Below are 17392 nucleotides of genomic sequence, written 5' to 3'. Positions count from 1 at the left end.
AACCAAACCTGCCATACTCACACCATTCTTTTACAAACCTTTATAGAACTCCACCGCGTCTGCAATTTCATCCTCTGTGGGATGCCCTTTCTGAATACCACCAACGAGCTTAAACGGGCCAAATGTATCAAATCCTTTACACTGAAATCTACCAAGCTCATTACACTGCTTATCCTTAGTAATCTCTGCTATACTGTCAAAATACCTTTTCAGAGGATTCCCTGCTGTAGCTATGTAAAAGACATCTTTCTGCGGCGGAAGATTAATCTTGGCAAAGTTCAAAATCTGCTCAGCGAATTTGCTGTAATAAATCCCGGATGCAAAACCAATCCTATCATATCCGTGAAGATCTGCTTCTCGCTTCTGTGCAGAATCAATAAGCACCACATCAGAATCCACAGCCTTGATCGCATCAAGGACTTTCTTGGTATTCTCGTGGTGCTTAGAATAGTAAACAATACATGTACTCAAACGTTTTCACTCCTCTGCATTTTTTATATAAGCCATACTCAATCAGAACACAGTAAATGCTCTTACTATTGTAACAGAAAAGTGTTTCTTTGGTCTGTTGTTATTCGATAATCAATTCAACTGTATTATCCACTTCTTTATTATATACATGCTTACCAATAATCTGTCTTAACTTAACAATATCATCCATATCATCAGATGCAAATTCCAAATAACATATATTTGATTTTTTTACATTCAAATCATCATAAAAATCTGTAATATAACAATAAAACTTATCAAGTATATCTTCTAAAGGATACTGAGATATTTCTTCAGCGTTTTCTCCTTCTCCCAATTCCGGCTCCTGTTCAAATATAAGAGAAGTAACAAACAATGTTTCATCGCCGTTTATCTTCTTAAAAACTCCATCTGCTGCTTGCTTATACTCGCTACTACCAGCACTATATTTATCTGCATTATAATTTTTTATATTTTTCATATAGTTTATCCTTTCAGCTATCATACTTTGAATGGTAATGCATTTTTAATATTAAAATCAGTTATAGCCGCCTTTACTTCACTAACAGCAGCATCACCAAATTCTGCCGCCATGTTAATGGTATTATGAGCAATTGACTCTGCCTTATTTTGCAACTGTTCAAGTTCATCTGCATGAGCTTCTATAGCATCTCCTGCCTTCTGAACTACAGTTTCATAAGCTCCTGATGTAACAGCATATCCTACCATACCGCCAACAAGGCCTGCACCTGCTCCAACCACTGTTCCTGCTCCAGGTACAATCGACCCTATCGCCGCTCCTGCTAACGTTGAACCACCAATAGCACCTGCAACTCCTACTGCATTCTCACCTAAATCATATGCTAATTCATCTGCGCCTATTTCGCCCTTCGCATAATCAACCACTGTGTCATAGGATGAAATCCCAAATGATACCGCCGCCGCTGGAATGCACGAGTTTCCTAATGATGAAATCAACGAATTAGTCGACGCAGACATAGCTGTTGCTACTTCGTTAGTAATAAAGCCTGCACTATATCCCACAGCCCCCGCCGCCGCTGTCTCTTTTGCAATATTAATTGCTGCCTCGTCTGCAGTTATTTCACCGTTGATACATGCCGAAACATTGTCCACTGTTGACATAGCACATGTCACTGTCGCAGCAAATGCCCCCTGTTCTACTCCTACCTTATTTGACAATCCGTGTTTTTCTCCTATATCCACAACAACTTTCTTAACAGCACTCGAATCAGAATCATTATAAATTTTCTTTAAATCATTCGGTAACTCGTATACTTTATCGTCATATTTTATCGTTGGTTCAAAAAAAGAGGGTCGTTGCTCATCTGCAACATAGTTCACCTTCACCTCATAATCCACTTTATGACCATCCTCTTTAAGCTTTCTTACAATATTTTCCACTTGCTTCATTTGGCTTCTATTCACCTTAAAGTCCTGTGGAACTACATTTTCTTTTGTGGCTGGCCCGCCTAAGATATCAGCAATAATATGCCCCCTCTCATCTTTAGGTCGGTATGTAGCATCTTTTAATTTCTCACTTAGAATTTCTCTCGAAGACGCTTTTACTTGTACATCATCAACCTTACAACTAATAGTCCTTCCAAAATCATCTGTCTTGGCAACAAAATTTTCTTTGATAATCTCTATATCAGGCTTAAGCTTTAACTCCGTTGTATACTTCACAGTATCAGTGATTTCTTCTAGATAAGCTGTACCTTTACCATCATAGCTAGTTGTCTTAGTAATCCCATCTTCAATCAGTTCAACAGTCTTTACAAGTTTATTCTCTCCGTCAAAATAGTTTTTTACTGCATTTCCAACTTCATTTCTACCAATAGCCTTGGATATAGAATCACCCATAGATTGCTCAATCTGCCCAAAACTCCCCTTAACGTCCTCAACACTTGATTTAAAAGATTTGTTGAACGATTCTATCTTGCCAGAAATATCAAATTTTTCGTTCTTAGCCACATTACTATCAAGCTTCTCAAAACCATTCAGTCCAGCACCCATACTATTTCACCACCTTTGTTAATACATGACAAATTTCATCAACTTCTTGAGCACCAAAACCTTTTGTCTTTTTTATCACAGCTTCTCTAAGCATATCTGGCATTTCCGAATCAATTATCCTTTCATAATCTGATTCTGTAATACCAAGTATAGCCATCAAACTTTTCTGTAACTTAGGAATTTCCTCGACATCCCATACAAGTTTCCCACAGAAAAAAACATAATCATTTATATACTTCATAATTATTTTTCTATGATTACTTGATAAATCTATTGCCTTCAAATCCTGAAGTAGCACTTTTTTCCTAATTCTTTCATGCTTTATCCACGGCGACATCAATACAGAGACAAGTTCCAATCTTGCCTCCTTTAATGGTCTTATTTTGACAGGATTACTATTAACATAAGGAACATCATCTATAACAGGAGCCTTATCAATCATCGTCAATACTGGGCTGACCCAATCATTCTGATATACTACCGCAACTCCGCTAGGAAGTTTTGCGATTTCATTTACCTGATCTTCTGTAAGTCCCATGGATCTTCCTACAGCTTCTCTATCATTTGCTTCCGGTGTCCTAAGAACTATCTTTGTATTAGTATTCTTTATTGCAGAAATATCAACCGATGATGGTGACTGATCAACAATTATAAAGCCTTCTCCATATGTACGTATTTCAGCAATAGTTTGCGTAAGCATTTCTACAGATTTTCCAACAAGTTCCGAATCTCCACCACCAGACGTATTCTTAAGTAGATTATGCGCTTCCTCAAGCACTGTTACATGCTTAAGCCCATTATTATTTGCTACTTTTCTATCCACCCTATACTCATTCAGGATATATACTATAAGTCCCATAATCAGAGCTTTTGTCTCACCTGATTTCACTCTGCTGATGTCCAAAACACAATTATCATCAAAAATCCTTTTGTATGGAGTCTGTCCAGAACAAAAAATATATTTATTAAGTCCGACAGTTAACGACCTTACTCGTGTAATCAAAGCTCCTCTATAGTTAGACTTGATATCTGATGCATAGTCTGATTCCTCAATCAATTCATTTAATTGTTCAGCGAGAATCTCAAAGTCTGGATATTCCACTTCTTCACCATCAAATGTCGAAGATCCCAAGTCCCATCCAACTATTTCATATGATTTTAGAATCGCGTCTTTAAAAAAAGCCGGCATAGCATCGTACATAGGCCAACAAACGCTAAATATTTCAACAAGACCATCCACATGTTCCAATACATGTATTGATTCTGGAAACATAAATGGATTTATATTTATTAATTCGGCAATCTTAGGATTTGTAGAGAACACATTAACATCACTATAATTACCAAATACATCCTTATACTCGCCTTTCGCAGGTTCAACAACTAAAAAAGGGATTTTATCCTGATGCAATTCATTTAGCATCTGATACACAGTATTACTTTTACCCGATCCAGTAGAACCAGTAATAAAGGTATGCATATTTAGACTTTTATTATCAAGTTCCACCACTTTGTTAGTTATTTGACCAAGATCAAACACCCTGCCAAGTGTCATTCTATCTTCAGGAGCCAAAGAAGTTTTCTTAGAAAACAGTCTATATGAAAAAACCTCCTTACCAAATTCAGCATGTTCTATTACAGGTAATCCCGGAACCGTAGTTCTAGGAAATCCTAAATGAAGCCCAAGTTCTTTTCCACTTATTGCTGTAGAAGCATCAGTTAATACAACATAGTCCTCACTATTCCCATAGCAAAATTTAGGATGCACAAACCTTGATATATATGTAGTAAGATCCGAAAAATCACCATTTAGATTAGGATTATTGCTTCTCCAAGAATTAATTGCAGCAACTTCTCTCCCAGATGTATCTCCACTCATCAATGACCGATAATTACTTGCGGCAATTTCAGCCGCTGACATATCATCAGACGCAAAATAACCTGCTACATTCCACATTCCATAACTATCGTACTCATTGGTTTTCTTTATAGATTCATCTATCAACTGTAATATATCAGTAACTTCTTTATTTTCTGTAGTTGTGGATGTCTGCGTAGTTGTATTTTTCGTCAATTGTTCATTAGGAGCCAAAGAATTGATAAAACCATTAAGTTGACCTGCTACTTGCCCTCCAAACATGGCTCCTCCAGTAGCTCCTACTTTAGCTGCCTCTCCTAAAAAAGCTCCTCCTACAACGCCAGCTATAGAAGCAACTGCTCCTCCTATCATAGCTGCTTTCTGCTTTCCATCCATCTCAGCAAAAGACTTACTTCTACTGCTACTCTCTGATTCGCTTTCAGAAAACTGAATTTTCTGTAATGGAGACAACTTAGTATATAGATTTTGATAACTTTTCCTTAGATTTTGAATCATTTGAGGCGATTGATTCTCAGCAATAATGATTCCAACATATTGCCGTCCATACATAGCTAAAGCTAATTTTTCAAGGCCTTGAACAAACTGTTCATTATTCTGAGCATTTACCAACTTATTACTTCCCACTACACTTACTGATGCAACATTATGTTGGCTATATATCTTGTTTGATAATTTCTCAATTTTTTTTCGGTCCTCATTTTGAATTTTTATTCCTGGGAAATGACCAATTAAAGTATTCTTCAGAGTATCTCCAAGCGTAACCGTAGATCTCTTCAACAGATCATCCGTCTCATTATTCCTAACCCCGATATAAAAATCTGTTTTCTTTCCATCAGAGTCAATTATTATATAAACTGAGGCATTGTAAGTAGAAATCGTATTAAAAACAGTGGTAAACTTATCAACAGCAGATTCTCCTTTTTGATAAACCATCTCTGTAACACGATATAAACGAATATTATCAATGATGTCTTCTTCAAGAGAACAAAGATTATCCACAGAAGCTATAAACATATCACTCAATCTTGCAAGATATTTTTTTCTTATTCCATCTTCAATTATCTCTAACCTATTTTCTATCGATATATCTGTTTCAGCGATATCTGTAGGGTTAATCTTAGCTACATCATTCATATATCAACACCTCTCTAGATTTCTTAGCTTATCTTCAAATTCTTTTACCCAATCATTATCATCCTGTAGCTTCTTTTCATCATCTGATAATTGGCTTGATACAATATCCCTTTCATCATTTTTCTTAAGTATTTCTTCTGATAAATGCTGAATATACGCCGATACTATCTGTTTTTTATAATTACAGATACCGTTAAAGTACTCTGTCATAACCTTTTTAGCTAATGGCTCCACAAGCCCATATACATAGTCTCTCCATTCTTGTAGATAAAATGTTGTCTCCAGCATCATCTCTTTATTATCATCACCTGATTCTTTAAATAATTTTTCGATTAATCCTTCCTTTGCATAAACGTACTGTTCGCTCTTTATATCCATAAGATCGTCTTCAAACGAAACTATCCCCTCTGCTATACATATCTCTTTATCAAAAATCTCCGGATCAAACGCATCTTGGTAGTCTGCTTCATAATACCATTCCTTAAATTGAAAACTTAATTCATCAATATTGTGTTTATATAATTCATCTATTTCTTGTATATACTTTGCAAACCTTTCGCTAACATCAGCATAAAATTCACTTGCATACCTTTGAGCATCACTTAACCTTTTTATATTAGTTTTCTTTATTTTCCAGTCCTTAACAAAATTAAGTAGTTTTTCTTGGCTTTTCCCCCATTGTTCAGGCATTTCATTGTTATAATCGTTTTCAAAACATTCCTCTGCCCTTTTAAGCTTATCAATCACTTCATCGAGTTTTTCCAATTTATCGTATACTTCTCTATTAGCTTCAGACTTTTCACGATTTTCTTCTTCCAGAACCCCTGTTACCTCATCTATCTCTTTTCTTAAAATAACCAAGACATCATGAATGTAATCAGAATATGGATATAATTCCAGATAACGCAACACTATCTCATCATCAATCTTCGAAACAATTTGAGGATGCTCAATGCCAATATCAATCAGTATTCTTTCAATACGAGCTCTGCTTAGTGGTTTCTCGACCATGAAGAATAACTGTTTTTCTTTTACATCATCTCTTCTAGAAAGTGTAGTCACTATTGATGCTAGTTGATTATAATTATTTCCCGCCACATTAATAAGAATCGGGGTATCTTCTAAAGCTGTATGCGTCACCTCTTCTACAGCATCTATAAGCTCCACCGAAATCTCTGTATTTTCAAATGCCGAGATATCAATTCCATGTCCATTAATGATGATAAACGGATATAGACCCTCTAATAAATCATCATTATCTCTTTTAAATTGAGCGAAATCAAAATGTGCATTTTCATTATCTTCGAGCCATTTTAGCAACATCTCAATTTTTGTATTTTTTTCTTTTCTACTATCAAGAATATTCTTATGGAAGATACGTACCTGTCCTTCACATATCCCCCCATTCTCAAAAGTTGTTTTTAGCTCTTTATAGTCTCTCTCTGTTCCTGAAAATTCTAGTTCAAAATCATATCCGTTCATTTCATCATAAAAAATGCTCGGAATCTTATTTATCCAATTTCTGAGCGGTTCATATTCATATTTCTCAACCAGACTATTAATTCTCGGCGCCTGTCCATTGAATTTTATTGTTGTTTCTAATAAATATGGATTATACTCAAGCTCAGCCTTTATCATCTGCTACCTCCATTTCAATGAAAGCTAAATTAATTCTACCATTAACCACTTTTAGGAGATATAAAATAACCATAAACTTTCCGCTATATCAAGCACTTCTATTCATTTACATGTATTTTTACCGACTTATCCAAATACATGTAATCAGAATTCCCCCACGCCATTATAATGTTGTAAAATAAAATTAGTATTATCGATTAATCATTACGCAGGAGAACTTGACAATGGTTATTCTAATTTTTTTTGCAGAAGCAGGCCTTGTCGCATCATTAGCTTTACTTTCATTTGCGCTTGGTGCATGCTACTTCTTTGATCTGCTCCTTATCTTCATTTCAACAGGAATATTTATTACTATTATTTCTAACAACCCTACACTTGCACTAATTATTGCATTATTAGCCTCATTCTGCTTTCACCGCAATAGAAATAAGCATTTTATTCAAAGAACTATGACGATTATTACATCCATCATATTGGGAATACCGGTATTTTTTCTTACCAAAATTTTGGGAGATATATTACTCACCATACTAAATACAGCAGTTGCAATCGGAATAAACATATATGTAAGACGGAAATATAGATTTGATGATTTATCATAGCGTTTGCAGTCTAGACCCGGAGGTAAATTTTCTTGACAATCAACATCGGATTATAGTGACTTATCATTGCTCACCTTCTGATATCCAGTTGTACTCCCACCCGTTTTTAATGTATCCTTATCAATATAGACATACCCCAAAGATACCGGAGGAACGCATATGCCAACACCACTATTTCCGTTCAGCAACGATTATTTTGAAGAAGTTTCCGAACAAGAGCTACAAAAGCATTTCGAAGCGAAAAAAGATCTTGCCGGAATCATGATGGAATACTTTGGTCAAAATGAGAATGAAAAAATAGTTGCTCCTGACACTGCAGGAGTTGACTACTACTTCTTAGAAGACTTCCTTACCGCAAATATGGAGATAGATTTTGCCCTGATTGAGCAGGATTTTTTAAAAAATTGCAAAGACAGGTTGCATGAGTTTAATGAAGTATGTACATTTAGCTCTCTTTCTTTCAGAACCAGAAAGCCATCATATTCAACCCACAAAAAGATTGTTGCACTGATATACAGCGGAGCAAAGCTTGGTGATTCCTACTGTGTCGAACTTATCAAATACCTTTATAAGACTTACCATAAACCGGAATACAGCAAGCTGAAAAAATTCCGCAAAATATCCACTGCTGAGATTTTCGGACTTTCAGAAGACGAAAGAGGCGGATGTGACTATTCTGCAATGGGAAGAATCTTGGGTATGTGCCCATTCATGTACATTGAATATAACAATGACTGCTCTATTCTCTTTAAACTACTGTTAAAACGCAGAGATGACTGGATTCGTTACGACGAAGAACTCTGTGAATATCAGACTGTAGATTCAGACCTCTATGCAGAATGCAAAACCCAGATTGACGTATGGTTTGATGAAGAAGAAAAAGCCGGTGCTCACTATGATAGAGTCCATGAAGCATTCTACGACATAAATGATTTCACTTCCACATGTCTGAGAGGCCGCGGTTTTAGTGAAGATTACCTTTATCACTGTATCGATCTCGTTTTTGAATTAAAGCATCAGATGACTCGCACTCTTGCACTTTTAAAAACCGAATATCCGAATAAAGAGTTCACGTTCGAACAGGTCCAAAAGCTCACCAATATCCATAATCTTGTCGAAGGGCTTGCAGACGTATCCGACAGCTATGAAACTGAGATCAGTTATCTTTTGGGCGAAGAAGTAGATCCGCTCGATTATGAATACGCCCAGTTTAACCCGAATGACATCACATCCAAAAACACTTCAAAGAAAGAAGTCAAAAAAGCCATGACGACTGTTGCTCCCGTAAGCAATGGAGCAATCGGTGAAGAAGATTATATAAATGAGATTGCCGAGCTTCGAGCAAAGCTCCATGAAAAAGAGCAAGAGAACATGTATCTCCGTGATCAATATAGATCAGCAAAACGCTCTTCTGACGAGGCAAACAGCCTTCTAAAAAAATATGAAGAAGAAAGAGATGAGCTCATATCACTGCGCGAGTTCGCATATAATCTGGAACACGAGGAAGATGCCCCCGTAGAGGAAGACACTCTTTCAGAAATGAAAAAACTAATCGCAGAGAAAAAAATTGTCATAATCGGTGGTCACATTAATTGGCAGAACAAGTTAAAAGAGCTGTTTCCCAACTGGAAGTTCATTTCTGTAAATGCCTACAAAACTGTTGACGGCGCTATGCTTGAGAACAAAGACAAAGTATATTTCTACACCGATTACATAAGCCACGTCAGCTACTACAAATTCATTGCCGCCGTCAGGGAACGGAAAATTCCTTTCGGATATATCGGCACCTACAATATCGACAAAGCTGTAAGGCAGATTTATCAAGACTTGATAAAGTGAAAGTTTACACTTAAAATTGACCCGGATGGGTCAGTTTTAAGTATAAACATTTTAACCTAAGCTATAACAGTTCTGATAAGTTCCCTGCACAAAGATAGCGGAAAATCAGGAAACATCTCATCAAATTCTTCTTCCTCCGATGCGTTATTTCTTCATTATTTACGGTAATAACTTGAGTATCCATGCTAACCTCCGTAACTTGAAATCACAATACAGTATTCTCAAAGAGTTCTCTACTTCCCAAAGCTTTTGAAAACTCATTAAAACTAACAGTTTCATATTATATTAAAGTGTTTCCATCTTTCTCTGAAGCATGGCTATTGCCGATACGTAATTCATTGCCACACCTTTAGGATAGATGTTCATAAGCTCATTCACCAGGTATTCCATATCTTCAATTGTTATATTAAGGATCTTCTTTGCCGCATCGATCATTATTACTCTTGCCTCATCCGGCTCCATTCCCAAAGGACGAGACAATTCAGGAATTTCAAAATCAATGCAATCTACTGATATTGCAAAAGATGATCTACATCTATCAAGGATGTCCTGCGCAATCTCTTTTTCTCCACTTCGAAGCGCAGCCTCAAGGAACAATCCTCCCATATTAAAAGAATCACCGAAATCCACCTGTACTACTCTTCCCATGCTCTTATACAACTGCACGATATCAGAATTATTCAGCATGATTGCAAACGCAAACTGCGCAAGAATGTCTCTTTTCTCACGGTCTGTCAGTTCCTTTGAGTATTTCACGAACTCAAGGCCATCCAAATAATCAATAGCAACAGCGTAGGGACAGCGGAATTTCTTATTAGGTGTCAGCAGATGCGCTTTTGCAACCGGAATTCCCATCTTTCTTGCAACAAAGCTCGCCACAAATTCATTGCCTGCATCCGTCACTTCTGTATGTTTGATGATATATCTATTCCCATTTGGAGATGTTCCGAGTAGCAATTCTCCGGAAAATCCTTCTGTGAATCCGTCTACTGTCTTACTCCTTGGGTCTATGAACTTTTTGTATTTCAGTTTGGTTGAATCTATCAATAGCCTACAATTCCTCTTTCTGCAGGAACACTACATTGCACTCATTATACAGAAGTAGCTTCGGCTGCAAAATATTCTACAAGCTCTGCGAACTCTTTCTCCATTCCTCTGAATTGATGATCTGCGCCCGGAACAATATATAATTGGCATAGAGGCGCATCTATAAGCTTGATAAGCTCTGCGTATTTATAGGAAGGATCCTTATCGCCATACACGAACATCACTCTCTTATCTTTAGCTTTTTCAATGCCGCTCTTTGTTTTATGCCAGTTGATCATAAGCGGGCCGTTTATCAAAAGCATCTTTTCAATTATACTTATTTCCCACGCTTGCTGGGAACCTACCAAAGCACCATTGGAAATACCTGCAAAATATATTCTTTCTACATTCGGACAAACCGTTAAAAGGGCTTCAATCTCGCTCGTTAAATTGCATGTAGAATCAATCGGATTAGCAGAAACGCATATCGTATATCCATACTTCGAATGAATATCCTGAGCCAATTTTAGATATTTACCGTTATATCCATATATAGTTCCGCCACGACCTGTTTTTATAAAAAGACATGTATCTGTCCCCGGTATTATCCCAAAAAGTTCATCAAGTTCACGAGGATACCTATTCAATCCTACACTCCATTTTTCTTCATCAGTTCTATAAAATCTTTTTTCGACTTCTAACAGATAGATCAATTTAAAGTATAAATCAATAACTATCCAACTATCAGTGTATTATTCGTTAATACGTGTATAACCTTCAGAATCACTAATCCATAATCTACAAAGAAAGCCTTTTGTTCTTCAGAATATGATTTTCGTTCAGCAATTGCTTCATTAGTAGAATGCCTAAAGCATTGCATTTTCTTTCTGTACGATGTAATCTTTTCATCCGAAACATAATCAAAACATACTGATGCGTAATTCAGATTTATAAATTTTCCATTCTTCTTAAGCATGTATTCTATGAGATTGGCTATTTCTGCTAATTTTTCATCCGTACTCATATTGTTAAATGATGCATTTCTATTTGAAATTTCTATAAATTTTTGTTCGATTGAATCACCTATATCTATATGAGTATTCTTTATTTCAAATGTTAGTCCCGCAACAAACGCTCTACGAGTCGCATATCTAACTGTTCCATTATCATCCTCGCCATTAGCAATGATTCTATTTCTAATATCGCTATATGTGAAATCTGATGGATTCCTAGGCGGACGTGCTAACAGCCGTGGAAATTCCTTAATCTCATATCCCATAGAAAATAAATAAAACGTCAACAGGTAAAACCAACATGTTTTTTCTTTATTAAAATTGACATCTGGCTGACATAATTCTTTAAATTTTACTATTGCCTCTTCTACATCAAAAACCTCAAATTCATAGTCCTTAACTTCTTTTTCTCCATCAAAAACGTTGTAAACTTTATTAACATTCTTTATTGAGTCAAAAAAAATGTAATGATAAGCATCCGGTTTGATATTTTGAAAATAAAATTCTTTAAGATTCATTTCCGCTTTTTCCTTTTTAGTTCTTTATTCCATCATTCGCTTGTAATTTCCAAGGTCACATCCCCATAAGCTACTTCGCCCTATCTCAATCAAAATACTGCATCTTCTCAACAACCTTCACAGGGCTCTTTACAAGCGAAGCAAAAATCTGAGCGTCGCTCTTTTTCCCAACAAGTCCGCCGTAGTGGACGGGGATGGCGTATTCCGGCCTTATTGTATTTGCAAGATCCGCAGCTCTTTTGGCATCCATAGTAAACGTTCCTCCAATGGGCAAAAGAGCTATATCGCACTTCACCTGCCTTGCCTCCTTCGTAGCTCCCGTATCTCCCGCAATGTAAATGCGCTTTCCGTTAACCCTAAGGATATAGCCAACCCACTCAGCGCGCTTTGGATGAAACGGCTTTATCGTGTTGTAAGCAGGAACAGTCTCCATCTCAAGGCCGTTTATCTCCTTGTAAATGCCAGGCTTAACCGTCACAATATCTTTTACATCAGGCTTAAGCTCTCCGGCGTCATCCTCCATCTTCTCAGGAACAACAAGAATCGTCTCCGCTTTGATCACCTTTCTGATATCCTCAATCGAAAAATGATCGGAGTGCGGATGCGTTATCAGAACATAATCCGCATCATGCGGCTCCTCCTTCATGTGAAAAGGATCCACATAAATCACGCCGAGGTCGCTTCGGATTCTTATGCTGTTTTGGGTAAAAACATCTATGTTGTCCAGCATTTCTTTATACTGCTCCATTCCAATGATTTTTTGTCACTACTCAAAAGTTTACTCAACTGTCCTCTTCTATCTCTATAAATTTCTTCCTTACTTTCTGCGTTTAAATATACCCGATAACAATTTACCAAGCCATCCCCATTTACTCTCTTTGTCTTGATTCTTTTCATCACTTTGAGGATGGTTGATCTTAGTATCGTCGACTGCAATCACTTTGCTTACTTCAATTTTCTCTTTTTCAGAAATAACCGCTACCTCGATTATCTCCAGATATCTTTTTGCCACACATATATCCAGTCCCAAAATCTTCTCGCCTACATTTTCAAAATCAATAGAAACGTGTCCATTTGATATATCCGTAATGAAGCCATCTCCAAATTTTTGATGACGTACCTTTGATCCTATAGGGTATATTTTTTTGCCTTCAGCATCAGTTATTTTTTCAATAGTCTCTTTTTTCTTTACCTGAGCATCAGCATTCACACTGACACCTTCTATCTCATTAGTCTTGTAGTACTTGCAATACCTGGATCCTCTGCATTCAATATACTGATATTTACAATATGAATCCTTTTTCCTGTAATATATGCAGTGGCTCTTATGTCGCCTTTCATCTCCCTCATTTCTAGTCAATTTCTCAACATGCCAAGGAGTTCCGGTCAATTCACTGACTTTAGGCATACAACCATCTCCTTACTTGGCGGTGATCAATCATTCCTGCTTCAAAGAAATAATATCTCCGTCAATTGTTACATCCCTCAATAGCATCAGTGCTTCATCAAGCTTTGCATAAATAGCCTCACCCATACGAGAGAATCCAAGCTGACTTACCAATGCCTTGTAAAGACCGTCCTTTTCAGCCGTGTAATTCTGTTTAAGCAGTACATGTAAGCCTGCCGCAAGTTCCTCCGGCGCGATATATTTGATATCACGCTTAGCGCCGGGAACACGTAGCATAAACGAATTCTGCTCTGACAGATACAGGAATCCGTTTCTACGTATGATTCCGTTTCTGTCACACCCTCTCATATCACTAGTAAATTGCTGTCTTACAACGCTTGTTACCTTCTCACGACCATAGATAAAGCAAATACGCTTCAAAAGGTATTCCTCAGACATTGGTGCCTCTACTTCAAGAATACTCTTTACAAAGCGCTGATTACCATATAAATGCTCATTTCTCAAACTATGTACATCTGCCTCAACATATTCCGGGAACTCCAAATGTTTAGGAGCTATTGTCTTTTCAAAAACAACCGGAGCTTCCTCTTCCTGTTTGCTTTCTTCCGCTTTAACATACCTTCCAAGATGTATTGCTTCTGTAGCAGCTTTAAGAAGTCTTTCTTTTTCTACAGCAGTATTTCTGAACCAGTCCGTGGACCAGATACGATAGAATCTCCATCCCATTCGCTCGAGGATTTCCTGGCGAAGCCTATCTCTATCCCTTGCATTCTTAGAAGAATGATATGTAGCACCATCACATTCAATGGCCAAAACATAATCCGAGCTGTCCGGCTTTTTTAATCCAAGATCAATTCTAAATCCGCTACATCCAACCTGAGTATCAACGGTAAAGCCGTGATCACGCAAGAAATCACAAACATCCATTTCAAATTCAGAATCAAACTGCTCAAACGGATTCACAGAGATAGATCTTTCAAGAGCAACTTCACCGTGCTCAGCGTAATCCAGATATTCTCTGAGAAGCCTTGCGCCTTCTGCAGAAGTACGTCCAAGGTCGATATCTGTTGCATGCATTGAAGACACAAGCTGAACATTCTTTTTTGCACGGGTAACAGCTACATTAAGTCTTCGTTCACCACCCACTCTGTTAAGTGGTCCAAAATAATGCAACAATCTTCCTTGAGAATCTTTACCATAAGCAACACTGAATATGATAGTATCTCTTTCATCACCCTGAACTGTTTCAAGATTTTTGATAAAGAAAGGTTCTTTTGCCACGTCATCACGTTTGAAAAACCATTCCTTAGAAGAATCTTCCTCTCTCCTCTTGGAAAGCAAACGCTCAATCAGATCCTGCTGTGCCACACTAAATGCAACGACACCGAGGCTTCGCTTTGGATGAAGATCAATATTCTTATAGATAAGATCTACAATAAATTCAGCTTCTTTTATGTTTGTATGGCTCTTTCTATCAAAAAAACCATCCACATGATAATAATCGACACCGATTCCTTCATGGTCAACCGTTGATGAAGGAAATGTTACCAGCGTATTGTCGTAAAAGTTCTTATTTGAAAACGCAATCAGCTGTTCATATCTACTACGATAGTGCCATTTCAAGCGAAGTTGCGGGAATGATGTGGAGCAAAGATCCAGTATAGACTCAAAATCTGTAATATCATCGCCCTCTTCATCATCGCCATCAAGTTCGACTGTTGAATTAAAGAAATTACTTGGCGGCATCTGCTTAGAATCACCAACTACTATAAGCTGTTTTCCTCTGTATATAGCTCCAATAGCATCCTGCGGAAAAATCTGTGATGCCTCGTCAAATACTACAGTGTCAAAAGTAATCCCATTATCACTAAGAAAAGTGCTCACACTAAGCGGAGACATAAGAAAGCAAGGCTTGATTACCTGAACAAGGTTTCCTGTCTCATCTAAAAGCTTTCTAATGCTCTTCTGCTTGCGTTTCTTTTCTCCTTCCCTGAGAAGAATAGATACTTCACTACCTCCTGCCATCATATCTAAGGATGGACGCTTAGCCGACAGTTCAGCCTTAATCTGGGCTTTGCTAATCTCAAACTGTAACCTGTCTTTCTGTGAAAACTGATTTACAGCCTTATCTTGCGCTATACGTGTAAAGTTTGCAAAAACCGGATTTCCGTAAATCACATGATTGATCCACTGTTTATAAAACAATCTCTGATATGCAGCTACAATCTGATCCTGATTGACTTTATTCTCAATAGCGCAGTTAACATACGAAAGCAAATCTCTTTCCTCTAACTGCTTTAACAGAATATAAAATCTGATCCAGTTACCCACTTTATCAAAAGAACTCAAGCACTGTTCAATCTTGGCAAGCAGTGAAGATAACGTCATTGATTCAAAGAATACATAATTAGAATCGAAATCCTTCTGAAGCCCTGACAGAACTTCCGTAAATGAGTTCATAGCCCCTGCCATAACATTTGCATGATTACCAAATACCGGCTTGGATGATGCGAATGTTTCATCGTCCATGATAGCGATGTTTCCACAGCTTATGCCACTTTCAAAGCATCTTACGACCAAATCCAATTCTAAATCAAGCTGAGACCAGTCAGTATCTACGCTTAAAAGCTCTGAATCTATAAGACCTGCAACCTTTGTTTTTTCTTCTTCAAATCGCCCCATGAAACTTTGATAATCCATGAGAGCCCTCATGTAAACCTGTGCCTCAGCATACCTCGGTTTCTTTCCGGTTTTGGAAGCCAACCTGATATCGGTTATCATACTCTTATAATCTGCGCTAAATATTCTGGGTAAAAAGCCGGCATAAAGCTTTATAAGTTTGTTATAGTTCTCCTGTCCATTAAGCTTATATATATCTTCCTCGAAAAAGCCATTAAGCTTCTCTCTGATAGGTATTATCTGCCTGCATAATTCTGCCATGTTCTTTGAAAAAGAAGACAGAATATTGATATTCTCAGTAGTTAGCATAACCGGACGCAAGAAGACCGACACTGAAAGAATATTGAGTAACTGAATAACCCTTCCGACTTCAGAAAGGGTGTTCATCTTCAAAGAATATTCATCATTAATACCATCAGCTTCGGATATCACATCTCTCAATCCCTTACTGATAATCTGAAGATCCTGTTTCAACTTATTTTGAGCTTCATAGGTAGCCTTATCACTCCTATATCCAAACCACTCATTTTTTCGATAATCCTGGCCAATTGTCGACACGTATTCTTCATACTGTCCGAGGAGATTTATTGCCTCGTTAAGATAGGCTTCATCCTTTTTAGCTATATCATTCAGTGTAAAATCTAAGTCTGGAGCTTTCCTATGTGCTGAATGAGCATCATAGAGCTGATACAACGACCTGTTTATCACAGGAATAGGTTTGTGAAGTTCCTCTGCATATGCATCCAGCTGTTTCTGCAATTTTGCTTTTGCCTGAACCTCAGCATCTGCTCTCGATGACACAGCGCTCCTGTCAGCTCTTAAGGTTTTGCAAAGTTCATTGATAACTTCTTTCTTATTTGCTTTATGGCTGTGAAGCTCTAGACAAAATTCCTCCAGACCTGCCTGCTTCAATTTGTCATATACAACACTAAGCGCTGCAAGTTTCTCTGATACAAAAAGAACCTTCTTACCATCATGGAGACACTCTGCAATAATGTTTGTGATAGTCTGTGACTTGCCGGTTCCGGGAGGTCCCTGAAGCACAAAACTCTTGCCGGTCTTTACCATCTCTATAGCTTCAATCTGACTGGAGTCCGCATCAACAACAGTATGTAAATCTATAATCTCGTTTTCTACTCGGTCCTGTTCAC

The 17392-nt window shown here is 37.4% G+C and carries 13 protein-coding genes; 2 read left to right on the top strand and 11 right to left on the bottom strand.

The window, feature by feature from the left end; translation table 11 throughout:
* Positions 1 to 30: 30 nt before the first annotated feature.
* From DL92_RS0104645 to DL92_RS0104625, 5 genes are all read right to left on the bottom strand, one after another.
* The gene (locus DL92_RS0104645; RefSeq protein ID WP_026667040.1) at positions 31 to 471 is read right to left on the bottom strand and encodes a flavodoxin family protein; all 441 of its coding nucleotides are present in this window, start codon (positions 469 to 471) and stop codon (positions 31 to 33) included.
* A gap of 100 nt (positions 472 to 571) precedes the next feature.
* Positions 572 to 952 (bottom strand): hypothetical protein, encoded by a 381-nt coding sequence (locus DL92_RS0104640; RefSeq protein ID WP_026667039.1) that lies wholly within the window; start codon positions 950 to 952, stop codon positions 572 to 574.
* A gap of 20 nt (positions 953 to 972) precedes the next feature.
* Positions 973 to 2505: a DNA/RNA non-specific endonuclease gene (locus DL92_RS0104635; protein ID WP_026667038.1), complete on the bottom strand. Its 1533-nt coding sequence runs from the start codon at positions 2503 to 2505 to the stop codon at positions 973 to 975.
* Between the two features lies 1 nt (position 2506).
* Positions 2507 to 5518 carry an ATP-binding protein gene (locus DL92_RS0104630; RefSeq protein ID WP_026667037.1) on the bottom strand — a complete coding sequence of 1004 codons (3012 nt, stop codon included), beginning with the start codon at positions 5516 to 5518 and terminating at the stop codon, positions 2507 to 2509.
* A gap of 3 nt (positions 5519 to 5521) precedes the next feature.
* A complete protein-coding gene (locus tag DL92_RS0104625; protein WP_026667036.1) occupies positions 5522 to 7156 on the bottom strand; it encodes a hypothetical protein in 1635 nt (544 codons plus the stop codon).
* Positions 7157 to 7380: 224 nt separating this feature from the next.
* Here DL92_RS0104625 and DL92_RS0104615 point away from each other — a divergent pair, with 224 nt between their 5' ends.
* Both DL92_RS0104615 and DL92_RS0104610 read left to right on the top strand, forming a co-directional pair.
* On the top strand, positions 7381 to 7758 hold the full coding sequence (locus tag DL92_RS0104615; RefSeq protein ID WP_026667035.1) for a hypothetical protein: 378 nt from the start codon (positions 7381 to 7383) through the stop codon (positions 7756 to 7758).
* Between the two features lie 159 nt (positions 7759 to 7917).
* Positions 7918 to 9597, top strand: a complete 1680-nt coding sequence (locus tag DL92_RS0104610; RefSeq protein ID WP_026667034.1) for a hypothetical protein — start codon at positions 7918 to 7920, stop codon at positions 9595 to 9597.
* Between the two features lie 285 nt (positions 9598 to 9882).
* On the opposite strand, the gene DL92_RS0104605 is transcribed toward DL92_RS0104610, so the two are convergent.
* The 6 genes from DL92_RS0104605 to DL92_RS0104580 all read right to left on the bottom strand — a co-directional run.
* Positions 9883 to 10644 carry a hypothetical protein gene (locus DL92_RS0104605; RefSeq protein ID WP_026513608.1) on the bottom strand — a complete coding sequence of 254 codons (762 nt, stop codon included), beginning with the start codon at positions 10642 to 10644 and terminating at the stop codon, positions 9883 to 9885.
* A gap of 44 nt (positions 10645 to 10688) precedes the next feature.
* On the bottom strand, positions 10689 to 11270 hold the full coding sequence (locus DL92_RS0104600) for an alpha/beta hydrolase (protein WP_026667033.1): 582 nt from the start codon (positions 11268 to 11270) through the stop codon (positions 10689 to 10691).
* Between the two features lie 86 nt (positions 11271 to 11356).
* Positions 11357 to 12154 (bottom strand): hypothetical protein, encoded by a 798-nt coding sequence (locus tag DL92_RS0104595; RefSeq protein ID WP_026513607.1) that lies wholly within the window; start codon positions 12152 to 12154, stop codon positions 11357 to 11359.
* An 85-nt stretch (positions 12155 to 12239) separates the two neighbouring features.
* Entirely contained in the window at positions 12240 to 12884 is a 645-nt protein-coding gene (locus DL92_RS0104590) for an MBL fold metallo-hydrolase (protein ID WP_026667032.1), read from the bottom strand.
* A gap of 87 nt (positions 12885 to 12971) precedes the next feature.
* Positions 12972 to 13562: a hypothetical protein gene (locus DL92_RS0104585; protein ID WP_026667031.1), complete on the bottom strand. Its 591-nt coding sequence runs from the start codon at positions 13560 to 13562 to the stop codon at positions 12972 to 12974.
* Positions 13563 to 13592: 30 nt separating this feature from the next.
* The coding region (locus tag DL92_RS0104580) for an AAA domain-containing protein (RefSeq protein WP_026667030.1) at positions 13593 to 17392 on the bottom strand (3800 nt) is incomplete at its 5' end.

Source organism: Butyrivibrio sp. AE2005 (genome assembly GCF_000686965.1).
Taxonomy (GTDB): Bacteria; Bacillota; Clostridia; order Lachnospirales; family Lachnospiraceae; genus Butyrivibrio; species Butyrivibrio hungatei_A.
The sequence above is the reverse complement of the archived record's forward strand: the minus strand, read 5'-3'. Positions and strand labels throughout refer to the sequence as shown.

Excerpts from the sequence above, each read along its gene's own strand:
- DL92_RS0104590 (WP_026667032.1), bottom strand. The coding sequence starts at position 12,884 with ATGCTGGACAACATAGATGTTTTTACCCAAAACAGCATAAGAATCCGA.
- DL92_RS0104585 (WP_026667031.1), bottom strand. The coding sequence starts at position 13,562 with ATGCCTAAAGTCAGTGAATTGACCGGAACTCCTTGGCATGTTGAGAAA.
- DL92_RS0104640 (WP_026667039.1), bottom strand. The coding sequence starts at position 952 with ATGAAAAATATAAAAAATTATAATGCAGATAAATATAGTGCTGGTAGT.
- DL92_RS0104635 (WP_026667038.1), bottom strand. The coding sequence starts at position 2,505 with ATGGGTGCTGGACTGAATGGTTTTGAGAAGCTTGATAGTAATGTGGCT.
- DL92_RS0104625 (WP_026667036.1), bottom strand. The coding sequence starts at position 7,156 with ATGATAAAGGCTGAGCTTGAGTATAATCCATATTTATTAGAAACAACA.
- DL92_RS0104630 (WP_026667037.1), bottom strand. The coding sequence starts at position 5,518 with ATGAATGATGTAGCTAAGATTAACCCTACAGATATCGCTGAAACAGAT.
- DL92_RS0104610 (WP_026667034.1), top strand. The coding sequence starts at position 7,918 with ATGCCAACACCACTATTTCCGTTCAGCAACGATTATTTTGAAGAAGTT.
- DL92_RS0104615 (WP_026667035.1), top strand. The coding sequence starts at position 7,381 with ATGGTTATTCTAATTTTTTTTGCAGAAGCAGGCCTTGTCGCATCATTA.
- DL92_RS0104595 (WP_026513607.1), bottom strand. The coding sequence starts at position 12,154 with ATGAATCTTAAAGAATTTTATTTTCAAAATATCAAACCGGATGCTTAT.